The organism is Halomonas sp. TP35, assembly GCF_052375975.1.
GTDB lineage: Bacteria > Pseudomonadota > Gammaproteobacteria > Pseudomonadales > Halomonadaceae > Vreelandella > Vreelandella citrativorans.
The window spans coordinates 60,282-83,531 of record NZ_JBQSUZ010000012.1 but is presented as its reverse complement, the minus strand read 5'-3'; the positions used below and the strand labels follow the sequence as shown (position 1 = coordinate 83,531).

General features: G+C 54.6%; 20 protein-coding genes. 10 read left to right on the top strand and 10 right to left on the bottom strand.

What is annotated here, in order from left to right:
• Positions 1-33 precede the first annotated feature (33 nt).
• The 3 genes from ACT3RU_RS13735 (at position 34) to fhuF (ending at position 2,434) form a co-directional block, all read left to right on the top strand.
• Positions 34-627 (top strand): cytochrome b, encoded by a 594-nt coding sequence (locus ACT3RU_RS13735; RefSeq protein ID WP_192526654.1) that lies wholly within the window; start codon positions 34-36, stop codon positions 625-627.
• Between the two features lie 105 nt (positions 628-732).
• Positions 733-1,500: an ATP-binding cassette domain-containing protein gene (locus tag ACT3RU_RS13730; protein WP_192526653.1), complete on the top strand. Its 768-nt coding sequence runs from the start codon at positions 733-735 to the stop codon at positions 1,498-1,500.
• A 166-nt stretch (positions 1,501-1,666) separates the two neighbouring features.
• Complete coding sequence (gene fhuF, locus ACT3RU_RS13725) at positions 1,667-2,434, top strand: siderophore-iron reductase FhuF (protein ID WP_192526652.1); 768 nt, start codon at positions 1,667-1,669, stop codon at positions 2,432-2,434.
• A gap of 70 nt (positions 2,435-2,504) precedes the next feature.
• Here fhuF and ACT3RU_RS13720 read toward each other — a convergent pair whose 3' ends face one another.
• Complete coding sequence (locus ACT3RU_RS13720; protein ID WP_192526651.1) at positions 2,505-4,160, bottom strand: multidrug ABC transporter permease/ATP-binding protein; 1,656 nt, start codon at positions 4,158-4,160, stop codon at positions 2,505-2,507.
• A 218-nt stretch (positions 4,161-4,378) separates the two neighbouring features.
• Between ACT3RU_RS13720 and ACT3RU_RS13715 the strand changes: the two genes are divergently transcribed.
• Entirely contained in the window at positions 4,379-6,517 is a 2,139-nt protein-coding gene (locus tag ACT3RU_RS13715) for a TonB-dependent receptor (RefSeq protein ID WP_192526650.1), read from the top strand.
• 133 nt (positions 6,518-6,650) lie between these two features.
• Here the strand turns inward: ACT3RU_RS13715 and ACT3RU_RS13710 are convergent, their stop codons facing one another.
• Genes ACT3RU_RS13710 through ACT3RU_RS13700 form a run of 3 tightly spaced genes read right to left on the bottom strand, consistent with a single transcriptional unit; the run spans position 6,651 to position 9,623 of the window.
• The gene (locus ACT3RU_RS13710; protein WP_192526649.1) at positions 6,651-7,679 is read right to left on the bottom strand and encodes a FecCD family ABC transporter permease; all 1,029 of its coding nucleotides are present in this window, start codon (positions 7,677-7,679) and stop codon (positions 6,651-6,653) included.
• Complete coding sequence (locus ACT3RU_RS13705) at positions 7,676-8,680, bottom strand: FecCD family ABC transporter permease (protein WP_192526648.1); 1,005 nt, start codon at positions 8,678-8,680, stop codon at positions 7,676-7,678. Before ACT3RU_RS13705 ends, ACT3RU_RS13710 begins: the two co-directional genes overlap by 4 nt.
• Entirely contained in the window at positions 8,664-9,623 is a 960-nt protein-coding gene (locus ACT3RU_RS13700) for an ABC transporter substrate-binding protein (protein ID WP_192526647.1), read from the bottom strand. The genes ACT3RU_RS13705 and ACT3RU_RS13700 overlap by 17 nt, the downstream gene beginning before the upstream one ends.
• 114 nt (positions 9,624-9,737) lie before the next feature.
• Here ACT3RU_RS13700 and ACT3RU_RS13695 point away from each other — a divergent pair, with 114 nt between their 5' ends.
• The gene (locus ACT3RU_RS13695; protein ID WP_192526646.1) at positions 9,738-10,583 is read left to right on the top strand and encodes an ABC transporter ATP-binding protein; all 846 of its coding nucleotides are present in this window, start codon (positions 9,738-9,740) and stop codon (positions 10,581-10,583) included.
• Positions 10,580-11,509 (top strand): ferredoxin family protein, encoded by a 930-nt coding sequence (locus tag ACT3RU_RS13690; RefSeq protein WP_192526645.1) that lies wholly within the window; start codon positions 10,580-10,582, stop codon positions 11,507-11,509. Before ACT3RU_RS13695 ends, ACT3RU_RS13690 begins: the two co-directional genes overlap by 4 nt.
• A gap of 136 nt (positions 11,510-11,645) precedes the next feature.
• On the opposite strand, the gene ACT3RU_RS13685 is transcribed toward ACT3RU_RS13690, so the two are convergent.
• The 3 genes from ACT3RU_RS13685 to ACT3RU_RS13675 all read right to left on the bottom strand — a co-directional run bounded on the left by ACT3RU_RS13685 (position 11,646) and on the right by ACT3RU_RS13675 (position 13,543).
• Entirely contained in the window at positions 11,646-11,948 is a 303-nt protein-coding gene (locus ACT3RU_RS13685; protein ID WP_225733688.1) for a hypothetical protein, read from the bottom strand.
• An 81-nt stretch (positions 11,949-12,029) separates the two neighbouring features.
• A complete protein-coding gene (locus tag ACT3RU_RS13680; RefSeq protein WP_192526644.1) occupies positions 12,030-12,587 on the bottom strand; it encodes a cytochrome b in 558 nt (185 codons plus the stop codon).
• An 83-nt stretch (positions 12,588-12,670) separates the two neighbouring features.
• The gene (locus ACT3RU_RS13675) at positions 12,671-13,543 is read right to left on the bottom strand and encodes a LysR substrate-binding domain-containing protein (RefSeq protein WP_087108193.1); all 873 of its coding nucleotides are present in this window, start codon (positions 13,541-13,543) and stop codon (positions 12,671-12,673) included.
• A 101-nt stretch (positions 13,544-13,644) separates the two neighbouring features.
• Between ACT3RU_RS13675 and ACT3RU_RS13670 the strand changes: the two genes are divergently transcribed.
• Positions 13,645-14,523 carry a DMT family transporter gene (locus ACT3RU_RS13670; RefSeq protein WP_192526643.1) on the top strand — a complete coding sequence of 293 codons (879 nt, stop codon included), beginning with the start codon at positions 13,645-13,647 and terminating at the stop codon, positions 14,521-14,523.
• Positions 14,524-14,849: 326 nt separating this feature from the next.
• Here the strand turns inward: ACT3RU_RS13670 and ACT3RU_RS13665 are convergent, their stop codons facing one another.
• Both ACT3RU_RS13665 and ACT3RU_RS13660 read right to left on the bottom strand, forming a co-directional pair.
• Entirely contained in the window at positions 14,850-15,623 is a 774-nt protein-coding gene (locus ACT3RU_RS13665) for an RsiV family protein (protein WP_087108190.1), read from the bottom strand.
• 109 nt (positions 15,624-15,732) lie between these two features.
• On the bottom strand, positions 15,733-17,184 hold the full coding sequence (locus ACT3RU_RS13660) for a hypothetical protein (RefSeq protein ID WP_192526642.1): 1,452 nt from the start codon (positions 17,182-17,184) through the stop codon (positions 15,733-15,735).
• Positions 17,185-17,556: 372 nt separating this feature from the next.
• On the opposite strand from ACT3RU_RS13660, the gene ACT3RU_RS13655 reads away from it, so the two are divergent.
• Together ACT3RU_RS13655 and ACT3RU_RS13650 are read left to right on the top strand one after the other, a co-directional pair.
• Positions 17,557-17,880 (top strand): septal ring lytic transglycosylase RlpA family protein, encoded by a 324-nt coding sequence (locus ACT3RU_RS13655; protein ID WP_412767824.1) that lies wholly within the window; start codon positions 17,557-17,559, stop codon positions 17,878-17,880.
• 260 nt (positions 17,881-18,140) lie between these two features.
• Positions 18,141-19,145 carry an NADP-dependent oxidoreductase gene (locus tag ACT3RU_RS13650; RefSeq protein WP_192526641.1) on the top strand — a complete coding sequence of 335 codons (1,005 nt, stop codon included), beginning with the start codon at positions 18,141-18,143 and terminating at the stop codon, positions 19,143-19,145.
• 33 nt (positions 19,146-19,178) lie between these two features.
• Here the strand turns inward: ACT3RU_RS13650 and ACT3RU_RS13645 are convergent, their stop codons facing one another.
• Entirely contained in the window at positions 19,179-20,228 is a 1,050-nt protein-coding gene (locus ACT3RU_RS13645; RefSeq protein ID WP_483392755.1) for an RNA-guided endonuclease InsQ/TnpB family protein, read from the bottom strand.
• 417 nt (positions 20,229-20,645) lie between these two features.
• Here ACT3RU_RS13645 and ACT3RU_RS13640 point away from each other — a divergent pair, with 417 nt between their 5' ends.
• Complete coding sequence (locus ACT3RU_RS13640) at positions 20,646-23,195, top strand: glucose/quinate/shikimate family membrane-bound PQQ-dependent dehydrogenase (RefSeq protein ID WP_192526639.1); 2,550 nt, start codon at positions 20,646-20,648, stop codon at positions 23,193-23,195.
• Positions 23,196-23,250: the final 55 nt, after the last annotated feature.

The following is a 23,250-nucleotide window of genomic DNA, read 5'->3' as shown; positions in this document are numbered from 1 at the left end:
ATCAAAACAGTTATTGAATCGAGAAAGATAATAATGGCCGACATAACCTCCCCTGCTGCTTTAACAAGCTCTCACTCCTACTGGCGAGACAGCGCTACGCGCTATGGCATCATAAGCCGCACTCTGCACTGGTTAACAGCCGCTATCGTATTGCTTCAGTTCAGCGTTGTGCTGGCGTGGCGCGGGTTTGGCGAAACGCCCCTCACCTTGCTGCTATCTAGCGTCGGCCCCCACGGCTCGTTGGGCGTTATACTTTTAGTGATGACGTTACTGCGTGCGGGCTGGGCATGGCTAAATCGCCAGCAGCGTCCTTCGTATGCGCCTGGGATAAGGGGTGCTCTAGCGCATGGCGTGCATGTCACGTTGTATGCGCTGCTGATCGCGCTACCAACGCTTGCCATCTTGCGCCAGTACGGCAGAGGCGGTGCGCTGGATATTTATGGCCTACCGCTTTTCAGCGCAGCCGAGCGCGAAATCCCATGGCTGATAGCGACGGCCAACGCACTACATAGTCCGCTCGCTTGGCTGCTTTTAGCACTGGTGGTTGGGCACGTGATAATGGCGCTTATTCACCGCATCGGGCTCAAAGATGGCGTGCTTTCCCGTATGGCGGGGGTCCCTTCGTGATTAGACAGCCGCTTTCGTGAAGCACTGGACCAGCGCTACTAAATGATAACCATTCACGATACAATCGGTTTTTCGTAATCACCTTCTGACGGCCAGGAGTTCTCCATGTTCGAGGTCAAAGGCGCTACCTTTGCGATCAACGGCAAGCCCCTTTTACAGCCCATTGAGCATACCTTTCAGCAAGGCAAGGTCTACGGCCTGATTGGTCATAACGGCTCGGGAAAATCGACCCTGATCAAGCTGCTGGCCCAGCAGCAGCCGGTAAGTCAGGGCGAGATCCATTTTGATCAACGCTCGCTAAGTGCCTGGGGCAACCGGGAGTTTGCGCGCCAGGTGGCCTATCTTCCCCAGCACTTACCCAGCGCCGAAAATTTAACCGGTCGCGAATTGGTCGCTTTTGGCCGCTACCCGTGGCACGGCCTACTGGGTCGCCATAACCAGAAAGATAAAGACGCGATTGACCGAGCCATCACGCTCACCCATACCGAAGCGTTTGCCGACCGCTTGGTCGATACGCTTTCTGGAGGTGAACGCCAACGCGTCTGGCTTGCCATGCTATTGGCACAAGGTAGCCGCTTTTTGCTGCTTGATGAGCCGCTGGCCGCGCTGGATATTGCTCACCAGGTGGAAGTCCTCGCGCTCATTCGCAAGCTCTGCGATGAGCTCGGCCTTGGGGTTATTATCGTTCTGCACGATATTAATATGGCCTCGCGCTACTGCGATGAATTGATGGCCCTGCACAGCGGCCGCTTGCTCGCTCACGGCACGCCAAGTGACATGATGAGTAATAGCACCCTGGAAGCTATTTATGGGTTGCCTATGCAGGTCATGAAACATCCTAACGGCGAGCATGATATCGCGGTCGCTCAATAAGCGCGTTTTTGTAAAACGCACTGATTCGCAACTAACACTTCAACTGATAAGCATTATCGATTAAGCTGACTCCTTCACTTTCAACCTGCGCTAACGCCACATCGTTACCATTACTGTTTGCGCGAGTGTGCTTGAACTTTTACAAGTTCATGTCGGGAGTTTTGTTATGCCACCGCTAGCCCTGAACCGTACCTTGCCCTCGCTCGCTGACTGCTATCAGGGCGCGCTTGTGCTGTTTACCCCGCCCTTGATTGGCGGCACGCCACCGGTCGGTGCAGTAAAGGCTTCGCGCTGGCGCAATACAGCACTGCTGGAACAGGACCTGGAGCGCTACGCTGCTCGCTACCCGGGTGGCGACAAGCGCGCCATTACGTCGCTGTGGTCGAAGTGGCATTTCAGCGCACTTACCGTGCCTACCCTCGCTTCTCACCTGCTTCTTAACCGTGATCTACCGGTAGAGCTGGATGACGTACACGTCATTTTGAATGATGAAGGCTGTACAACACAGCTTTGGCTGCCCCATGAAGGCGCGTTGATGGACGCTCAGGATACCAGCGAACGTTTTGCCAAATTGATTACCCAGCACTGGGCGCCACTTATTGAACGCTTGTCCGCCATTTCAGGCGCAGCCCCCCGCGTGTTCTGGAGCAACGCCGGTGGCTATCTGGATTACTATGTGAAGGTACTTGCTGAACATCCGGAAGTGAACCAGGCGGCGCTTAGTGCTGCCCGAGCGCTGCTGGAATCGCGCCATATTGATGGCCAGCGCAATCCGCTCTTTGAGCCTGTACGCACGTATACGCCCAAGGGCAGCGATGAGGTGAAGCAAGTGCGCAAGCTTTGCTGCCTGCGCTATTTGCTGGATGAGTTTAGCGTGTGCAGCAACTGCCCACTGGAAGGGTGCGACCGCGTGGCCCGCAAGCGGGCCACCTAACGGCTTTCTAACTGTAGATTTTTTAACTTCAAATTTTTAACTTCAGATTTCTAACCTCAGATTTTCAACCTCAACTGTTAATTTGAGTGACCGCATCCTGGCTTGCCAGATCGCGCTGCGCGCCGGTTAGTTCACTTAGCTGCCCTTGGGACATTTCCAATAAACGGTCGGCATGCACGAAGTAGCTATCATCGTGGCTGATGGCAAACACCGTTTTGCCCATATCACGCAGGTACGGCAATAGTTCGCGGTAGAACAGCCGTCTGAACTGAGGGTCCTGGTCGGCGGCCCACTCATCAAGTAGTAAAATATCCCGCTCTTCAGCAATCGCCAGTAAAAGTGCCAAGCGCTTGCGCTGCCCTTGGGAAAGCTGAGTATTAATGACCCGATTATCCTCCCACTTCAGCTTCTGCTGCATTTGTAACCGCGCAAGCCAGGTAGCCACCAACACAGGGTCGGCATTTTTACCGCCCGGGCCCATCGCCAAGTCAAACTGATGGAAGTCGGTAAACACGCTGGCAAATCGCGCTCGAAACCCTTGCCACTGCGCCGGCGTCAGCGTCTGGCCGTCCACCTTGATATGCCCGCTTTGCGGCTGATACAAGCCGGTTAACAAGCGCGCCAGGGTGGATTTGCCGCTGCCGTTACCGCCAATCAGAAATACTTGCTCGCCGCGCTCAAGCGTCAGGTTGACGGGGCCAACGTGAAACCCTTCGTCCTGCTCACTGCCAGGATAGTGATAGCTCACATCCACAAGCTCAAGGCGCTGCCAGGCAGCAAAGGCGTCATCAACTGCAAAGCCCGGCTGATACTCGGCAAGCTCCAGGCTTGCCAGCTTATCAAACGCGACCTGTGCGCTTATCAAGGTGGGCCAGGCGCCGATGGCTTGAATTAAAGGCGTACGCAAGAACAGTAACGTCAATGCAAACGTAGCGGCAACGGCAGGTGTTGCCCAGCCAAGCCCATTGGCCATGAAAAACACCACGCCAATGGCTCCCAGCATCATAATGTTGGACCAGTTTCCCGCACTTAGATGATACGAATCCGCACGAATAATATGGTAGCGATACTCGCGCGCATTGCGGGTGAAGGTGGCATCAAAAAAGCGCTGAGCCCGGTCACGGTTGAGCGTTAACTCTTTGCGCCCTTCAATGGCAGATTGGTAGTCCTTGTAGAGCTGATCCTCGCTTTCCCGCACCAGGTTAAAGTGCCGATATACCTTTGAAATCAGCACCCAGCCCACTCCCATCGTGGCCGCAATCCATATCACGGTAATGACCACCATCTTTGGTGAAAGCCACGCCAAATAGACAACCGAAGCAAGCGCCAGCACGGCGCCCTGCACAAGCTCAGGCAGGCGCACAAAACCAATGGTGATATTACGCACATCGCTTGAAAGACTCGCCAGCAACGTAGCATTACCCAACTGCTCAAGCCGCTCGATATCGGTGTCCAGAATGCGCTTCACAAGCCTTGTGCGCAGGTCATACACAAAGTAGTGACCCAGCAGGGTAATCGCTAACTGAGTCCCCAGCGTCACAACGAGCAGCACAATTAGCAAACCCAAGAACTGAGGAAGCGCTGAAAGCGGACTGCCAACTTCAATCAAACGTTGATTGATAAAGGCAATGACACCAACCCCCAGGCCCGCACTCAAAAGGCTTAATCCAATGGCACCTAAAAATGGCCAGCGGTAATGACGAAAGACAACCTGCAACAACTCCATTAGCGCTTCCTGACTGAAAGATAGGCAGCGAATTGTGACGGACTACCTCGTCAAGTCAATGCGCAAAGTGATTTTCATTTGCATTTTTCAGCCCCTACCCACAACTCAAAACATAATCATTTACACATATCAATGATAAACATTACCATTATGTTGAAAGACTGACCTTCGCTCTTTATTAAAACGAAAAAATGCTATCCAGTAAGGGCCCAATCGCTATGTTTATTCGCTCGACACTTACCCCTGCTCGCTTGCTACCGCTGCTTTTATGGCCTGCGCTGGCCAATGCTCAACAGTCTCAACCAGCGCACTCATCCGCTCAGGAGCCGCCTACCCATGAACTAGCTGAGTTAGTGGTATCGGCGACGCGTAACCAGAGCATCGCAGGGGAAACGGCGCAAAAAGTCACTATCATTACCCGTGAACAAATCGAGCAGCAGCTGGCAATCACCCAAGACCCAGGGCAAGTGCTAAGCAATTTGATTCCATCCTACTCGCCCAGTCGCCAAAAGCTTTCCAATGCCGGAGAAACCTTCCGTGGCCGCTCCCCGCTGTTTCTAATCGATGGTGTACCGCAATCCAACCCACTGCGTGACAGCGCCCGAGACAGCTATACCATCGACTTGAGCATGATCGAGCGTATAGAGGTTATCCACGGCGCCAGTGCCGAGCATGGCTTGGGAGCAACAGGCGGCATTATTAACTACGTGACCCGCCGAGCAGAGAGCGGCTCTTTCAATCAGCATGCTGGCATTCGTCTAACCACGGATGATCGCTTCGAGTCGGAAGGCTTTGGTCATCAGATTGATTATCGGCTCAGCGGCCAGCAGGACAACTGGGATTACCTGGCAGCGGTTACACGCCACGAGCGCGGCGTATTCTTCGACGGTAACAACGAGATTATTGGCGTTGCCTACCCAGGCGAGCTGCAAAATTCACGCAGCTACGACGTGCTGGCGAAAGTCGGCTACTGGCTGGGCGATGATCAACATATCGAACTCTCGGTCAATCGTTTCGAGCTTGAAGGCCATAATGACTATGTGCCGGTTGCGGGCGACCGTAGCGCAGGAACCCCCACCACTGCGAGGCGCGGTACACCGCTGGGCGAGCCTGGCTATAACGAAGTCACCACGATCAGCGCGGCTTACTCGCATAGCGACTGGTACGGCAATACCCTTGATGCCCAGCTTTACAGCCAACAGTTTCGGGCTCAGTTCGATACCATCACCACGTTTCCCTACCCCGGCGAAGCTGGCGAAACGCTGTATGATCAAACGCGCAACGAGTCAGACAAGCTGGGCGCCAAGTTCACGCTTAGCCGGGGCGGGCTGTGGGATGACCGCTTAACGCTCACCACCGGGGTGGATTTACTGCAGGATCAAACGCGCCAGATGCTGACCCATACCAGCCGCACCTACGTGCCGGACAGCAAATTCAATAACATTGCCGCGTTCCTGCAGACCGACCTGGATCTGACGGATCGGCTATTGCTGCAAACCGGCGTTCGCCATGAGCATGCAAAACTGGATGTGGATAGTTTTGCAACGCTTGACCGTAGCGACGTAACCCAGGATTTAGTGAGCGTTGAAGGCGGAAAACCCTCCTTCGATGAAACGCTGTTTAATGCGGGCCTGGTCTTCCAGGTTAACGATTGGGCACAGCTCTATGCCAATTACTCGGAAGGCTTTGGCATGCCTGACGTTGGTCGCGTGCTGCGCAGTATTTCAACCCCCAATCAGTCTGTTGATAGCCTATTACAGCTGGAGCCTATCGTTACCGATAACCGCGAAATCGGCGCTCGGTTTGACTGGGGACGTTATGGGCTTGAGCTTAGCTATTACGAATCCAACTCGGATTACGGCGAGCGTTTAACCCAGGATAACGGCGTGTGGGTAGGCAGCCGGGAGAAAACCGAAATTAGTGGCGTTGAGATTAGCGGCGATATGCAGGTTACCGACGCCCATACGCTGAAGGCCAGCTATACCTATGCCGAGGGTAAATCGGATACTACCGGCGATGGCCAGGTCGATACCGAGCTTACCGGGATCAATATCGCGCCCAGCACGCTCAAGCTTTCCTGGTCGGCGGCATGGAACAATCAGCTATCAAGCCATTTGCAAGGCACGCATTACTTTAACCGCAGCGTCGACGACCCTGAACTTGAGTTCGATGGCTACAGCCTGGTGGATGCCGCTCTCACTTACCAACTACCCTTGGGCCGAGCGAGCTTCGGTATCGAAAACATGTTTGACCGGCAGTACCTGACCTATTACTCCCAAGCGGCGCGCGTCAGTGACGACTACTATTTCACTGGTCGCGGACGTACTTTTACGCTGGGCTATAGCGTCGATTTTTAACCACTATTTTCTATCACCTGCGCTGTTCTAGTATTCCTTCTAGCGATCGATTGGCGGCCTCTTGGGGGTCGCCTTTTTTTATCTGCGGCCTATCGGTACATAGCCAAGGATTAATTAGTTATATGGCTTAAGATTAATGACGCTGCCAGCGATAAAGCAGATAGATTAAAAAAGGCGCCCCGATACCAGCCACAAAGATGCCCGCCGGTAAGTCGCGGGGCAAAAACGCAAGCCGGCCGATTAAGTCCGCATACAGCAGTAATAGTGCGCCGATGAGCGCGGTAACCGGCAGCAATGCGGTTGTGCGATTAGCCACCAGGCGCCGCGCGATGTGCGGTGCTATCAGGCCGATAAAGCTTAGCCCTCCCGCATAGGCAATCGCCGCCCCGGTTAAGATCACGCTTAAGCCCAATAGCTTTAAACGACTCATCGTGACCTGTGACCCCAGGCCAATCGCCAGTTCATCCCCCAGCGATAATACATCCAACTGGCGCGCCATCACGAAGGCCAGTGGCAGGCCCAAAGCGACCCAAGACACCATGCCTATTACCGCTGGCCACTGCGTCGCATACAGGCTGCCGGTCATCCAGATATACGCATGCATGGCTGAAGTATCGGTACTTAAGACCAGCAACAGCGTGGTAACGGCGCCCAAGGCCGCCGCAATACCGATTCCCATCAGCACCAGGCGTGTCGGCGTTACTCCGCGCGACCAGGCAAGCGTAACGATACCCAGCGCAACGAGTGACGCCCCGGCCATGGCGGCGAGCGGTAGCCAACGCTCACTGATCACGCCCGCCCCCAACGTTAACACCAGCACCGCCGCCACCGATGCACCGCTACTGATCCCGATGACATCCGGGGAAGCCAAGGGGTTGCGCACCAGTTTCTGGAGTATCAGCCCAGACACCGCCAGGGCTGCCCCAACGAAGATGGCCAGCAGTGTCCTTGGCAGGCGCAGCTCATACAGTATCAGTTGGATATCACTGTGCTGGGGGCGTATCAACCCGTGCAGCACATCCATAAAAGCCGTGGGCTGACTGCCCAGTGATACCGAGAGCAGCAGGCTTGCCAGGAGTATGACACTAAGCACGGCCACCACGCAGCGAGATTGATGCGCATCGCTATGTTTTAAAGCGCAAAGACGTGGCTGTGCGATCATAAGCCAAGGCTCCTGCGCCGAGCCAGGTAGAGAAAAAACGGGGTTCCGAGCAGCGCGGTCATAATGCCCACCGGCACTTCCTGTGGGGGCATTAACACTCGTGCGCCGGTGTCCGCCAACATCAATAAGCTTGCGCCCAATAAGGCGCAGCCCGGCAATACCCAGTGATGATCACGGCCAAAAATCCCGCGCACCATATGCGGCACAATCAGTCCTACAAAGCCAATCATGCCGGCGATAGCCACCGCTCCACCGGCCAGTACGATCACCGCGCTTCCGGTTAAAAGTTTAATGGTACCGGTGCGCTGGCCCAAGCCAGTGGTGACTTCATCATCCAGCGCCAGCAGGTTCAGGGAACGGCATAGCAAAGCGCAGAGCAGCAGTGCCGCACCAAAAAGCGGCAATAGCGGGGTAACAGCGCTTAATTCGCGCCCGGCGACCGAGCCTGCCAACCAAAAGAGCAGGCTTTCAAACTGGTCCTGATGGGCAATCAGCACACCCTGAGCGAGTGAAACAAACAGCGCCGTCATGGCCACACCCGCAAGAACCACCCGCACCGAAGAAAGCCCTCGCCCAGGGCTACGCCCCAATAGATACACCAGAAATGCCGCTCCTCCGGCACCCAAAAAGGCCACCCACACCAAGGCAAACGGCGACTTTAAGCCCCACCACGTGCTTGCCACCACCAATAGCAGCATGGCCCCAGCGTTAATGCCCAGCACGCTCGGGGCGGCTAACGCATTACGGGTTAAGGTCTGCATTAACGCGCCTGCCACGGCAAGGCTTGCCCCCACTAACGCCGCGATCACCGTGCGTGAAAAACGCTCAGTACGCACAATAAGATGATCAATATTGCCCGGCTGATAGGCCGTCAATGCGTTGAAAACAGCGGACCACTCCATCTCGATCTGGCCTATCGCAAGGCTCAGCCAAAAAGCCACCAGCATTAGTGCTGCGCTTGTGAGCATCCCCCAGCCCTTAGCGCTATGGGTGATTAACACGTACGCCCTCCTCAGGATAAAAAGGAGCTAGCCGGTAATGGGCGTAAAGCTCATCCAGCAAATGATTGGCCGCGATAATGCCGCCGCCCATATTCCACGTTACAGGGTCGACTTCAAACACCTGGTCATTACGCACGGCGGTAAGGTTTTGCCACAAAGGATGCTGCGCCCACTGCGCCAGGGTATACGCGACGGACGCCTCAGCGCCCTGCAGGAACATAAACATGACGTCGGACTCAAGTGCGGGTATGCCTTCGCGGCTGCTAAGCTTGATCCCCCAGCTGTCTCTACCCTGCTTATCAGGCAAGCTGAACCCGAGCTCGGCAAGAATACTGGCCGCAAAGCCGTGATAATAAAGCCGTACGTGATCAGCTCGCACGCTGACAATCGCCACTCGCTGGGGCCAGGCATCGCCCAGCTTGGCTGAGATCTGGCGCTTAAAATCAGCCACTCGGGTATTCCACTGGATGAGTAGCTGTTGCGCGGCGTCTTCGCGATCGGTTGCAGCCCCCACAAGGGTAAGCAGGGCTTTAAAATCGAGTCCAGTATTTACAATCACAGTTGGCGCCATTCGCGATAACAGCGGATAAACAAGCTCATGGCGATAGTCGGCACCGACAATCAGATCAGGCCGAAGGCCAGCGACACCTTCAAGGTCAGGCTGGGTTTCAAGGCCTAAATAACGCACCGTCTCGGGCAGCGCATCGCGCAAGTAGTGATACATAGGGCGCTCGACCCAGGATTCCACTACACCGATGGGCGTAACGCCCAAGGCCAGTGCGGTATCGGTTGCTCCCTGATACAGCGACACAATCCGCGCAGGCTTGCCTTCGATAAGGGTTTCCCCGAACGGATGCACCACCCGGCGAGCGGGCTCATCTCCAGCAGCAGCGTTGGTCAATAAACCGCCAAGCAGGGCTAACATTACATAAAAAAAACGCATGACCCACCTAAGCCCGGCAAAGAGGGCCTCATTGGAGTAGACAGAAAGCTTGCGACAATGCCACACTTGGCCGCATAGATACAAATGATTATCACTAAAAGGCAGCGAATATCCATGCCCGAACAGCGGCTTAGCGGTATCAACCTGACGGCAGGTTATGCTGACCGGCCCGTCTTAAAAGACGTCGATTTCACGGTTGAGACAGGCCGTGTTACTGCTTTATTGGGCCCTAACGGCAGCGGCAAATCGACCCTCCTGAAAACTCTGGCACGCACGCTGACCCCCGAACGTGGCCAGGTCATTCTGGATGGGCAAGATATCCATCAGCACGCCACCCGTGATGTGGCGCGCAAACTGGGTATTTTACCGCAAAGCCCAACGACACCTGACGGCATGACGGTCCGCGAGCTTGTTAGCCTGGGCCGCTTTCCCTATCAACGGCGTTTTCGCCAGTGGTCGGCAGAAGATGAGCGGGCCGTACAGGACGCCATGCAAACGGCCGACGTGAGCGACTTTGCTCACCGCTCGATTGATGCGCTTTCAGGCGGTCAGCGCCAGCGCTGCTGGATTGCCATGGTACTCGCGCAGGAAACCGAACTGATTTTGCTGGATGAACCCACTACCTTCTTGGATTTAAAAGTCCAGGTGGATGTACTTGAGTTACTGGTGCGCCTCGCCCATGACAAAGGCCGCACGCTGTTAGTGGTTTTACACGACCTTAACCTTGCGGCGGCTTATGCTGACCGGCTGGTAATGCTGTGTAACGGCGAAATTGTTCACAGCGGCCAGCCTGAAGACGTGTTTACCCGTAATAACCTGAAGCAGGTCTTTGATCTGAATGCTCACGTTATCCGCGATCCTTACAGTCAGCGGCTGGTCTGCGTACCCAGCGTTGGTCACTGCTCAACACCGGCTACTCGCCTGCCTAATAACCCGTTAACCGCCACGGCATCGCTATGAGCGCGGCGTCATTATTTTGCAGCGTCGAGAGTGCTGCCATAGGCGACCCATTAGCGGGCAACGGCGCTCACGCCGAACGTAATTTACTGATTAGCTGGCCTAGCAAGAAATGGGGACGCGGCATGCGCCATGCCAGCGATATGTCAGAGGCGGTACAGGAGGCGGTGAATAACATTGCAGGCAACGGGCGGCGCATTAACCTTATCCATCGCCGCGATCAGCCGTCCCATCAGCACAGAGTTTTCTTGCTGCCCGAAGGGGCCATCTATGACGTGCCCCGCAATGAGCTACTTAACTTTCTCACCGCACTGACCCATAACACCACGCTTGAGCACTGGTACACAGCATCGCTACAGAGCTCACTGATCCTGTGTTGTACTCACGGTAAAAAAGACAAGTGCTGCGCCAAGTTTGGCTTTAAAACGTATCAGGCGCTTGACGAGCAGGCTCTGCAGCATGCTCATCCGTTTGATATCTGGCAAAGTACTCACCTGGGTGGTTGTCGGCTGGCCGCCAGCGTTATCGTATTTCCCCAGCGGCGCAAATACGGGCGAATCAGTGAAGAACACCTGCCGCGCCTGCTGGATGCCGAAGCAGCCAATCGCCCTTACCTACCCTGTTATCGCGGCGGCGCGGACCTTACGCCCGTACAGCAATGCGCCCAAGTAGCGGCGCTGAACTGGCTCAATGATCACGGATCTATCAGCGAACCAAGTGTGAGCCACGTGACGCTCACTGAGCCGCCTTCGGCCTGCCAGGTAAGCGTCACGTGGCAAACGCCCAGTCAGCAGGGTGAACTACGAATTACCTGCGAACCGTATGTGTTAACACGCGTGGATAGCTGTGCAGATTTTGAGCAGGGAGCAACACCCAGCACCGTGTGGCGGGCCACCCATATTGCCAGCAAGGATCAAAAGCCTGTCTAAACCCAAGACTTGGCACCGGTTGGACACTTTAAAAAAACGCTACGAAAACACCAGCAGCACGGTACTAATAAGCGCGCCTAACGCAAAAGGCCAAAAGCGGCTATGGCGGTCTTCCGGCAACTCCTCTTTCAACATATTAAGCACAATACCACCGGCCACAAACGCATGTCGCGGCTTGCTCAAGCCCATAAAATACCGCCAACCCAATGAGCGCCACGATATAGGCATTATGCTCCAGCACCTTCAGCAGCCCATGGGCGTTAATGGTTTCGTGGGCATCGCGAAGGGCAGGAAATATATGAATAAAGACATAAGCAACCGAGACGCCACCTGCTAATGAAAGCCAAGCGCTGCGAGGTACAGCACTTAGCTTTCGAAGCCTGCTGGCAAAGATATGCACGGCGGCCAAACCGATAATGAAAGCGATCTGTAGGCCCATATATCATCGCTCCCTGCGAGGGTTTGGGCTTGAAACCTGGTCGCTTGAAACCCAGTCGTTTGAAACCTAGTCGTTTGAAACCTAGTCGAATAGGCTCATACGTTTGGTGACATTATCGCGCTTTACCCGCCAATGAAATAACGCTCCCGCCACGTGCAAAACGATTAACACCACAATGGCCCAGCCAAGACGTCCATGCCATGTGTAGAGCTGGTCAGAAAGCGCTGGGCGTTCACTGATCAGCGCAGGCAGGTGCCACTGAAAAAACTCAACCGGATACCCACCGCTGGCGGTCGCAACCCAACCCAGCAGCGGCATCATCACCAACGCCAAATAAAGCAGGTGATGCACGCTCGTACTGACAATACGCTCAAACGCATTCAAGGGCGGGTCGTGGTCAGGCACGACAAACGCCACGCGAGTAATAATGCGCAGTGTCATTAGCAGTAAAATCGTTAAACCCAGTGTTTTATGACTGGTATAAAGCAGGTTAGTGAGCGTGTTGCCTACCAGCGCCACCGTACGTTCATACCCTATCGTTCCGATGGTTAAGCCACTGGCCAGAGCAAGTAGCACGGCGACGGCCACCAGCCAATGCAGCACCCGGTGTGGATAAATGTAGTGATCCAATTCGTGCATTGAGCACTCCTGGCAGCAACGTTATATGGCGTTTAGTCTAGCTATATTAAGTCGATTAATCATTCAACGCTTTACACTTGATCTTATAGCGCCTCGCTGGGGGCCGCTAGCTGTTCACGAATCAACTCGCCCAAGCGCCGAGCTGGCTCGGATGGCCGATGAGGCGCACGGTGCAGCGCCAGCTCGATCATGGGCAAGGCGGGCAGGCCGCTACTTTCATCCAGCGGGCGCAGTGAAGGTGTCAACATGCTGCGTGTCACCACGACAACGGCAAGCCCGGCAATGACAATCGGTGCCAACCCCGCCATCGACTGGCTGGTATACGCCACCCGCCAGTTACGCCCGGCGCCATGCAGCGCCTGCTCGGCGACTTCCCGAAACACGTCGGCGCCTGGCGAGTAAAGCGCCAGCGGGATAGGGTCGCTGAGTAACGGCTGTTGGTTAACGCCCACCGCCCAGACCAGCGGCTCACGGCGGATAACATCGCCTCCGGGCGAATTACGTTGGCGCGTCACCAGAGCTAAATCAAGCTCAGCAGCTTTTACCTGGTCAACCAAGTGGGCGCTTGTTCCGCAAATAACCTTTAGCCCCACCGCTGGATAAAGCTGGTGAAAGTAAGCAAATACCGATGGCAACAGCGATGCGTAATCTTCTGGTATTCCCAGTGTCAGATCCCCGGTTACCTGTTGGGCCTGCATATCGCCCCATGCTTCGTCATTAAGCGCCAGAATACGCCGAGCGTGAGTAAGTAATCGCTCACCGTCAGGTGTAAACCGGATACGTCGCCCATCGCGTTCATGCAGGCTGAGCGACAGCTGAGCCTCCAGACGCTGAAGCTGCATACTCACCGTGGACTGCGTGTAATCCAGCCGTTTAGCCGCCGCCGTGACGCTACCGGTATCGGCAATCGCTACTAGCGTACGTAGCAACGTGAGGTCTAACGTTGGCGCCCGCATATATCACCATAATTGATCAAAACAATCATAAGAGATTGATATTGTGATGTGTTATTGGCGAGTATGCTGCATTGCATATGTTCCAGGCAAGGAGATCATTCATGCAACGTACACACTCCCCTATTGTGTTTCCTCGTTGGTATAGCGTTGGCGCCGCGTTAGTGGCTGTCATCCTGTGGAGCGTGGCCCCCTTGCTTGCTGAACGAGCTCACACTTCTTCGCCCCTGCAGCTAACCGCTTTAACACTATTAGCTGGCGCATTTGCCACACTGCCGCTAAGCCGCCGCGTAAATACCACCCGCTGCAGCCTGAACTGGCAGTTAGGCATCTGGGTAGGCATCCCATTGTTGATACTGGGCGCAGTAAGCACTTACTTCATCGGCATGCGCCTTGCGCCTGCGGCCGAGGCTGCGCTTATCACTTACACCTGGCCAGTACTTTTCGTGTTGTTAAGCCAGTGGAGTCGCTTTGGTCGGATACGCTTGGCAGGTATTACCGGGGCACTGGTTGCCTTTTCAGGTGCCGCCATTTTGCTCGTGCCGCAGGCATTAAGTAATGGCCTGGGGGGAGCAACACTGGGCTATGGGCTCGCCTTGCTTGCCGCCTGCTGCTGGGCACTCTATTCATGGTTAAGCCAAGCCGCACCCGTGTGCATTACGCCGCTTCTTCCTCGCCTGCTGCTGATTGCCTGCGCCATCGCAACGCTTGCCAGTATCGGGATGGAAGGCCAGCTGGTTCTACCCAGCAGTGAAGCGCTGCTGGCAGGTGTTGCATTGGGGTTAGGGCCTTACGGAATCGCCATGGTGGCCTGGGATAAAGCCCTGCGCTGGGGGCATGCAAGCCTGGTCGGCAGCCTTGCCTATGGCGTGCCCATTTTAGCGGGTCTTTTACTGGTACTTGCGGGCGTTAGCGTACTGGATTGGCGCTTACCCACCGCGGCGCTGCTGGTAGTGGCGGGCTGCTTAAACGCTGGCCGGTGAAGACGTTTAGAAGCGGCTCGCTAAGCAGCACGCCTGCCATAAGCGCCGGCAGCCAGCTCGGCTTAAACACATCATCGGCGTCACCGTTCATCTCAGCTAGCGTCCACCAACGGTAAGCTGGCTGAGAATTTTCCTTCCGCGTTTACGATAACTAAACACACCCAGCGGCGTGCTTCCATTGATTGATTCATCGCCATCCATGCCTTTTTATTGTTAATAGTAGGCAGCAGAGCAGAAGCTTTAGAATGATGGTGTATTTCCAGTGTGCTCCTGCCTGCCACAGCCACTGTTTTATTGCCTTATAAAGCCAATGGCGCTAACAACTATCATTGGCCTAAATAACGAGGTTCAACTATCCCTTTTAATTCCTCAACAGGGATCGTTAACTCAGGCTGCCCCATCACATAGGGAGCAATTTCGTACACGTTGTATTTTACCATCCACTCTTTTTCAAGCGGTGCCACGTTGGTGCTGTTAGTAAATGGCCAACTGGACGCAAAATCTTCACCCACATCCTGCTCACTCAACCAACGCTCATGAGCCTCGGCTAACGCTTCATCAAAGCCCTCCTGACCGCCAGCCATGAGCATATCATCGAGAGTAACCACCTCATCCAAACGCTCATCAATGACCATAAATTGCGTGGATGGCAAACCGTGGGCCTGGCCTGCATAAATCACATAGCTATCAAGCTCAAGCACCAGAAGGTCGTTCTGACGGGAAAACACACTGGCACTCAGCTGTGCTTCACTCGCCATCGGGTGAGGCAGCCTGGTATTGTCCTCTTCAGCACGATGAAAAAACTCATCAGCGAAGTGATCCCAGTCGTCAGCGGGCGTGTCGTCGCCATCGGTTATACCCAAGGCAAGCGCAAGCAGGCGCTCTTGCACCTGCTCTGTTAATGCGGGGTTATCAGGGAATGTTAATGCAGATATCTTCACCGTTGAACAATGCTCATCCTGACAATCAGGAGATGAATACTGCTTATCCAATGGCTGGTATGCGAGGGCACTGATATCGGCCGTTTCAGCATCAGCCGATTGGCAGCCACTTAGCAGCAGAACCGCGATGGGACATACACTCATTTTCCAACGAAGCATATTTTATCTCCTTGTAAGGCATTTTGTAGGGCGCCAAGTTGAGTTTAGTCATACTTAAGCGCCCTTGCCCACCAAGGAGAGGCACAACAGCTTAAAATAGCGTAATCAATTACATGTTGGGCTGCATTTGTGCCGGTTCAGCGGTTACGTCAAGTTCAAACAAACCGCTGCTCGCCGTGCTAAAGCCACGCGCAATGACCGTATAGGTGCCCGGCAGCAATTGCTGTTGCAGTTGCGCATCGGTACCGGCACCACCATCGTCATCACTAACAGCTACACCTTCGCCCTCAAGTTCCAGATAAGCATCAAAGTCGCTGGAGCGCATATTGATGGTGACTAATGAGCTTTCGGCTAGCTCAAGCTCGTACACCAGTGACTCACCGGTATACCAACCGTTTAACGTTTCGCCAAGCGTGATTGCACCGCTGTTACGCAGCTCGATCCCCTCAGGTAGCTCTTGCGGTTCCAAGGTAATCCTGAACAAACCGCTATCACTGCCATAAGCAGTGCGCGCCGTTAACTGATAAGTACCGGGCTCAAAAAAATCAGCAATACGGGCATTCAGATTATCACCGCCATCGTCATTTTCACGGTAATAGCCATCAGGACCTTCGAGCACCAGGTAAGCATCAATATCATCAGACATCATGTCAATCTGGTACATGCCTGCTTCTTCAATTTCAACCTGATAGCTAAGATTCTGGCCGCTATACAAACCATTTAATGAGTCATTTGGCACAATGCTACCGTCGTTGCGCAGCTCGCCATCGCCGGGTAATTCGCGCGACTCAGCAGTAAGCGTGAAAAGGCCAGCACCTTCGTTATAAGATGTGCGCGCCGTCACTGTGTAGTCACCCGGCACCAGGAAGTCTGAAATTCGGGCGTCCAAATTACCCGCGCTATCGTCGTCCTCCCGGAAATAGCCATTTGGCCCGCTAAGCTCAAGATACGCATCAAATTCATCGGAACGCATTTCCAACTGATACATGCCAGCTTCTTCGATGGTCAGCGTATACTCGCTGGAGGAGCCATCCAACCAGCTGTCCAGTGGAGCATCAAGGGCCAATACCGTGCTATCGCTTAGTTCAACCACTCGGCTGTTCAGCGTATAAGGGCCATAACTGCTGCTATCAGCACCGCTGACCACCACCATGTAATCCCCCGCTTGCTCAATACGGTGGCGCGCAGTAGGCGCTACGCTCAACAGCTGAAGCTGATCATCATAAAGCGCTACGATACCATTCAGGGCACCGCGCAAACTAAACTCAACCAGGTCACTCTCATCAAGCGTCATCATGTAGCGGTCATAGCGGCTTCCATCATTGCCATTAAGCAGGTCACTGGCCGTAATTTCCCCACGCAGTCGCTCGCCAAGCGTAACGCTATCCAGCCCCACCAGTGCATCTGCGGTTGGTGTTTGTTCGGCGGATTGAGACGCCACCGAGGAAGAGGAAGAGGAAGAGGAAGAAGCATCGGAAGACAGAGTCTGTGCAGCTAAAAAGCCGACAACAGCTCCCCCTACCGCAACCACGATTAGCGCAAAAGGAGAGGATTTAGCCATTAGGGCGTCCTTGATCAATGACGGAAGGATGGGTCGTTCAGCAAGATGAATAATACGTAATGGTAAGTAAAATGCTCAATGAGCGGTATCATTTTAATGTACCAAAAGAACTTTACTCATATTTCGCCATCTCCCGTTAACCCCCTGAAATGCAAGGTCATAACGGGAACATCAAAAAACACGCAACTTTGGGGTCAATTGCACCGAACGTCTTAAAGCTTGCTGACTCTGAAAGAGCGCGTTACCATCCCTTCGCCTATCCGGCACCTCATTGATGCTTGCGAGACTCTCGATACGAATAACTGAGGTACTCCAATGGGAGCCCCTACACGACTATTTCGAACGAGTTGTTTAGCTGTCCTGCTTATCGCCATGACAGCAAATAGCGCGTTTGCCAACGACACAGATATACAGGAAGGCGTTGCTTCCTACTACAGTGATCGCTTTCAAGGCGCACTCACTGCCAGCGGAGAAGCGTTTGACCAGCAGGCACTCACCGCTGCTCATCCTAGCTTACCGTTTGGGACGAAAGTGCTGGTAACCCGCCCTGATACAGGGCAAGAAGTAGAAGTGCTGATCAATGACCGCGGCCCCTTTGTAAAAGGGCGGATTATTGATCTATCCAAACGAGCAGCACGCACATTGGGCATGCTGAACCAGGGAGTAGCCCCGGTCATGGTAACGTTGCTGGATTAACGGATAGCACACCCCCTAAGTGTGTGGTACCCCTTAGCCGCTCAACGACACATCACTTCTGTACTTCGCTGAACCTTACAGGGCGCTCATTTGAGCGCCCTGTTTTTTTGCCTCCAGTTCTTGCCTGGTGTTTTAAAAACTTGGCTTACCCCATAAATGACTTCAAAAAAAACGAACTTGCGCGCAAGGTAATGATCTCTATGCTTCAAGTACATCTGTTTCAAGTACGTTAATACGCTTTCACGTGACAGGAGCTATGCATGAAGTCTCATTTCTTTACCCTATCCGATTACCCCAACGGCTTACCCGAACGTGAACTGTTCACTCTGGACTCCCAATCACTTCCTGATCTCAACCCAGGTGAAGTGCGTATTCGCAACCGCTGGCTCTCGGTAGACCCCTACATGCGCGGCCGCATGAGCGGGCAACATACGTATGTCGCACCGTTCAGGTTGGGTCAGCCAATGGAAGGTGGCGCAATAGGCGAAGTTATTGCCTCCAACGATGAACGCTTAAAAGAGGGCGATATTGTTAGCCATATGGGCGGCTGGCGCGATATCGCTCAGATCTCTTCATCAGGCGTTTATCCACTACCCAACGCTGATGTACCCGAGCAGGCATATCTTGGGGTATTGGGCATGCCTGGCATGACTGCCTGGACCGGCCTTAACCGCATTGCCGAGTGCCGCCCTGGCGACAATGTGTTGGTAAGTGCTGCCAGCGGTGCGGTGGGCTCACTAGTGGTTCAACTTGCCAAGGCCAAGGGTTGTCACGTGGTCGGTATTGCAGGTGCAGCGCATAAGCTTGCGTGGCTTGAGTCGTTGGGTGTTGAGCCCGTTAGCTACCGCGACCGCAGCGCTCACGAGTTAAGCGATGCGATACAGCTGGCCAGCCCCGAAGGCATTGACGTTTATTTTGAAAATGTGGGTGGCATTTGCCTGGAAGCCGCATTAAGCCAGCTAAATGAGGGCGCTCGTATTGCGGTCTGCGGCATGATCGGAAGTTATAACGCCGAAAAACCCACGCCAGGCCCCAGCAATCTGTCTCAAATGCTTGTACGCAAAGCGAAGATGCAAGGATTTATTGTGGCAGACCATTGGGATCACTACTCTGAGTTCCTCAAGGAAGTGGCTCCCCAAGTAACGGCGGGTAAAATTGATTACAAGGAAACGGTTAAAGAGGGCCTGGAGAGCACACCGGATGCGTTTTTGGAGCTGTTCAAAGGTGGCAATACTGGCAAGATGCTAGTGGCACTAGAGCGCTAACACCGTGTTAGAATGATTGACGTCCTCCCCCGCCTAAAGTCGGGGGATTCCAACTGCTTGAGGGCAACGTCCTGCCCCAAGACTTAGGATATTACGGGCTGCATTCACATCCCGGTCATGCGAGGCACCACACTCGCTGCATATCCAGTCTCTTATTCCAAGACCTGCGATACCTTTCGGCCTTTCCCTGGGCAGTGCGCCACAATTCGAGCAGGTCTGGGTGGTGTAGGCTTCATTGACTTCCTTGAAGACGGTGCCTGCGTGATCGCATTTGTATTCCAGCATCGTCTTCAACTGGTACCAGCCAGCGTCCAGCACTGACTTGGCCATCCTGGTTTTTGTCAACTTTGAGGCGCTGACATTACCTACTACGATTGTGCCGTACTGGCTGATCAGCTGACGGCTGAACTTGTGATTGGCATCCTTGCGACGATTCTTGATCCTGGCGTGGATCGCTTTCACACGCCGCTTATTGCCCGCTCGTTGGGCGGCTGCCAGTTTGGCTTCAAGGTCACGGTAGAAGCGTCCTGCCTCCAGCTTTTGGCCGTCGCTGCATGTCGCGGTATCTTTAAGGCCAAGATCAATACCAACCTCACCCTGGGCCTGATTAGGCGGAATATTCACCTCAACCACGACATTAAAGTACCAACGGCCTCGGGCATCTTCATTGAAGCTGCCTGAACGAAATGTGTATTGGCCAAGACCGTAGCTATCCCAGACCTTGAAGTAGGTGCCGTTGTGGAACACTTGACCGTTCTTCCACTTGGCCGCGCCGGTATTCACTGGAATCCAGCCGAGTGAGCGACGAACACCGCCGGACTTGCGCCATGCCAACCGCGACTTCTTGAACTGTTTGCGGCGTGTCGTGTATTCACGGGCGACTTCCTGCAACGTTTGGCTGTGCAGCCCCAGGTCCGTGCCTGCACCTTTTGTGTAGGGGTGCATATCGTAGGCCGATAGAAACAGACCGCGTTCACGAATCGCTCGTGAACTCAGTTCGTTGAGGTAGTTCCAGACAAAGTTCACGTTGCGCGCCATACGATTGAGCTGGTCGACGTGCTTGTCTTTGACTCGAACCTTCAAGGTCTTGGTCTGCTTCATGCTTTGGAGCATAAGCGGTCCATGGACACTAAACAAGAAGCTAGAACTGGCAGTCGGTGCGCCTATATCGGTAATCCGTCAATACATTGAGGAACAAAACCGCCCCAACAAGTCGCCCTGACGGGCGACGCGCTCGACATCCCCACACTAAAAGTACGGGGTTTTCTGCGCAAATCTAATAAATAGTAGCAACACACCATGGCCACGCTATCTTTATAGCGTGGCTTTTTTATGCGCTATCAAACGCCGTTTGATCAGTTCACATCCATTACTGGTACTTTCGGCGCAGCGCAGTCACCTGTTTGATGGGTAAACCCCGTCGGAGCCGGTACCAAGCCTAGTCATCAACAGCTATCAAACGTAATAAGCTGTCAAACGTAATAAACAGGGGGAACACTCATGGATGAAAATACGCGAGCACGCGGGAAATGGCCTGCCTTACTGCTAGGCCTCTTACTTATTGTTGCAGGCCTGGCGTTAGCGGTAGGCGGCGGCAAACTCATTAGCCTCGGCGGAAGCGCCTACTATTTGATCGTTGGCATTGGTATTACCGCCACCGGTATTTTACTCGCTATGCGCAGGGGCGCTGCCCTTTGGCTTTATGCGCTAGTTTTAATAGCGACGCTTCTTTGGGCACTATGGGAAGTTGGCCTGGACTGGTGGCAGCTGGTTCCCCGCGTCGCCATTCTTGCGCTCATCGGCATCATTATGCTGCTTCCCTGGTGGCGAAAGCCGCTTCGTTCACGAGGCGGAAGTCTCGCTCTGACCGCCAGCATTGCAGCCGCTATTGTGGTGGCTATCGCCAGCCAATTTGATGACCCCACGACCATTGGTGGTACGCTTGCCAATAACAACACTCCGGGTAGTGAGAGCGTCAACCCCGCTCAAGTAGCCGGCGACGACTGGCCTGCCTATGGCGGCACCAACGCGGGTACGCACTACTCGTCGTTAAGTCAAATCACCCCTGAAAACATCGGCCAACTGGAAGAGGTATGGCGCATTCAGACCGGTGACCAGGCGGGGCCCGACGCCCCTCCCGAAATTACCAACCAGAATACGCCGTTAAAAGTTAACGACAGCCTGTATATCTGTACCTCCCACAGCCGCGCAATGGCGCTTTCACCCGAAACCGGCGAAACCCTCTGGGAGTTTGACCCGCAAATCAGCACCCAGGGTGCCGACAACTTCTCGGGCTGGGCGCACATGACCTGCCGAGGCCTGGCGTACTATGATGCTGCCAACTACGCAGACAGCGGTACGAATGATGCGAGCGAGGCAGGCGCCCAAAGCACTAGCGAAAATGCCACAAGCGCTCAAGCGTCTGAACTCTTTGCGGATGCCAGCGCCTTTGATATCGACATTGCCCTTCTTAGTGGTTTGACCGAAACCGCTGCAGATGATGCTGACAATGCTCCCTCGGCAATTATTAGCCAAACCGATGTGATGTGCCCACGCCGTCTCTATCTGCCCACCGCCGATGCCCGCTTGATCGCCCTGAATGCCGACACCGGAGAGCCTTGTGAAGGGTTTGGGGTAAACGGAGAAGTTGATCTAACCCGCAACATCGGCAGCTTCGACCCAGGCGGCTACTACTCAACCTCCCCCGCCACCGTGACCGAGAACCTCGTCATCCTGGGCGGCCACGTGACGGATAACAGTTCAACCGATGAACCGTCAGGCGTTATCCGCGCCTTTGATGTGCGCACTGGCGAGCTGGTATGGAACTGGGATAGCGGCAACCCGGAAGAAACAGAACCGCTTGCCGATAACGAAACCTACACGCGCAACTCGCCCAACGTATGGGCGCCCATTAGCGTTGATGAAACGCTGGGGCTGGTGTACCTACCAATGGGCAATGCAACGCCCGACCAGTATGGCGCGGACCGTACCGAAAACGATGAAATCTACAGCGCAGGCTTGGTGGCGCTTGAACTCGAAACCGGCCAGGTTGCTTGGGTCTATCAGTTCGTTCATCACGACCTGTGGGATATGGATATGCCCGCCCAACCCGTACTGATTGATTTGGCGACCAGTGACGGCGTTCAACCCGCGGTGATTCAGCCGACAAAGCAGGGCAGCCTTTACGTACTTAACCGGGAAACCGGCGAAGCGATCGTGCCGATTGAAGAAACCCCTGCGCCCCAGGGCGCCATTGAAGGCGACTGGACAGCAGAAACTCAGCCTCGTTCGGCACTCAATCTGCTACCCCCACCGCTGACCGAGCGCGACATGTGGGGTGCATCACCGTTTGATCAAATGATGTGCCGTATTCAGTTCAACTCACTGCGCTATGAAGGCCAGTACACGCCACCCTCGCTTGAAGGCAGTATCATCTACCCGGGCAACGTCGGGGTGATGAACTGGGGCGGCGTCACGGTTGACCCTGAGCGCCAGGCGCTCTTCACCGGGGCCAAGTACTTGGCATTTATCTCGCGCTTGATTCCTCGTGATGAGGTTGAAGAAGGCCAGGGTTCTGCCAGCGAACAAGGGCTACAGCCAAACGCAGGAGCCCCGTACGCCGTTGAACTAGGGCCGCTGCTGTCGATCTTTGATTTGCCCTGCCAGGCACCGCCTTGGGGCGATGTAGCGGGTATTGATCTGCAAAATGCCGAGGTCGTGTGGAAGCACCGCAACGGCACTACGCGTGACAGCATGCCCTTTGATTTGCCAATTGGTTTGCCGGTGGGTGTTCCGGCACTAGGCGGCCCGCTCTCCACCGCCAGCGGCGTTGTCTTTATGTCGGGCACGCTGGACCAGTACCTGCGTGGTTACGACATCACCACGGGTGAAGAACTCTTTAAAGCACGCTTGCCCGCCGGTGGCCAAGCCACTCCCATGACCTATACCGGCGCCGATGGTCGTCAGTACGTTGTGGTCACGGCGGGTGGTCACGGCACCTTCGGAACTAAAATGGGCGATTACGTTATCGGGTACGCACTACCTGAATAAGCGTTTACTCATCGTCTCGTCATAACACAGCGGGCAGCCCTTGGGCTGCCCGCTG

What these genes read in the sequence shown, in the direction of transcription:
- ACT3RU_RS13735 (WP_192526654.1), top strand. Translation starts at nt 34, where the DNA reads ATGGCCGACATAACCTCCCCTGCTGCTTTAACAAGCTCTCACTCCTAC.
- ACT3RU_RS13730 (WP_192526653.1), top strand. Translation starts at nt 733, where the DNA reads ATGTTCGAGGTCAAAGGCGCTACCTTTGCGATCAACGGCAAGCCCCTT.
- fhuF (WP_192526652.1), top strand. Translation starts at nt 1,667, where the DNA reads ATGCCACCGCTAGCCCTGAACCGTACCTTGCCCTCGCTCGCTGACTGC.
- ACT3RU_RS13720 (WP_192526651.1), bottom strand. Translation starts at nt 4,160, where the DNA reads ATGGAGTTGTTGCAGGTTGTCTTTCGTCATTACCGCTGGCCATTTTTA.
- ACT3RU_RS13715 (WP_192526650.1), top strand. Translation starts at nt 4,379, where the DNA reads ATGTTTATTCGCTCGACACTTACCCCTGCTCGCTTGCTACCGCTGCTT.
- ACT3RU_RS13710 (WP_192526649.1), bottom strand. Translation starts at nt 7,679, where the DNA reads ATGATCGCACAGCCACGTCTTTGCGCTTTAAAACATAGCGATGCGCAT.
- ACT3RU_RS13700 (WP_192526647.1), bottom strand. Translation starts at nt 9,623, where the DNA reads ATGCGTTTTTTTTATGTAATGTTAGCCCTGCTTGGCGGTTTATTGACC.
- ACT3RU_RS13695 (WP_192526646.1), top strand. Translation starts at nt 9,738, where the DNA reads ATGCCCGAACAGCGGCTTAGCGGTATCAACCTGACGGCAGGTTATGCT.
- ACT3RU_RS13690 (WP_192526645.1), top strand. Translation starts at nt 10,580, where the DNA reads ATGAGCGCGGCGTCATTATTTTGCAGCGTCGAGAGTGCTGCCATAGGC.
- ACT3RU_RS13685 (WP_225733688.1), bottom strand. Translation starts at nt 11,948, where the DNA reads ATGGGCCTACAGATCGCTTTCATTATCGGTTTGGCCGCCGTGCATATC.
- ACT3RU_RS13680 (WP_192526644.1), bottom strand. Translation starts at nt 12,587, where the DNA reads ATGCACGAATTGGATCACTACATTTATCCACACCGGGTGCTGCATTGG.
- ACT3RU_RS13675 (WP_087108193.1), bottom strand. Translation starts at nt 13,543, where the DNA reads ATGCGGGCGCCAACGTTAGACCTCACGTTGCTACGTACGCTAGTAGCG.
- ACT3RU_RS13670 (WP_192526643.1), top strand. Translation starts at nt 13,645, where the DNA reads ATGCAACGTACACACTCCCCTATTGTGTTTCCTCGTTGGTATAGCGTT.
- ACT3RU_RS13665 (WP_087108190.1), bottom strand. Translation starts at nt 15,623, where the DNA reads ATGCTTCGTTGGAAAATGAGTGTATGTCCCATCGCGGTTCTGCTGCTA.
- ACT3RU_RS13660 (WP_192526642.1), bottom strand. Translation starts at nt 17,184, where the DNA reads ATGGCTAAATCCTCTCCTTTTGCGCTAATCGTGGTTGCGGTAGGGGGA.
- ACT3RU_RS13655 (WP_412767824.1), top strand. Translation starts at nt 17,557, where the DNA reads ATGACAGCAAATAGCGCGTTTGCCAACGACACAGATATACAGGAAGGC.
- ACT3RU_RS13650 (WP_192526641.1), top strand. Translation starts at nt 18,141, where the DNA reads ATGAAGTCTCATTTCTTTACCCTATCCGATTACCCCAACGGCTTACCC.
- ACT3RU_RS13640 (WP_192526639.1), top strand. Translation starts at nt 20,646, where the DNA reads ATGGATGAAAATACGCGAGCACGCGGGAAATGGCCTGCCTTACTGCTA.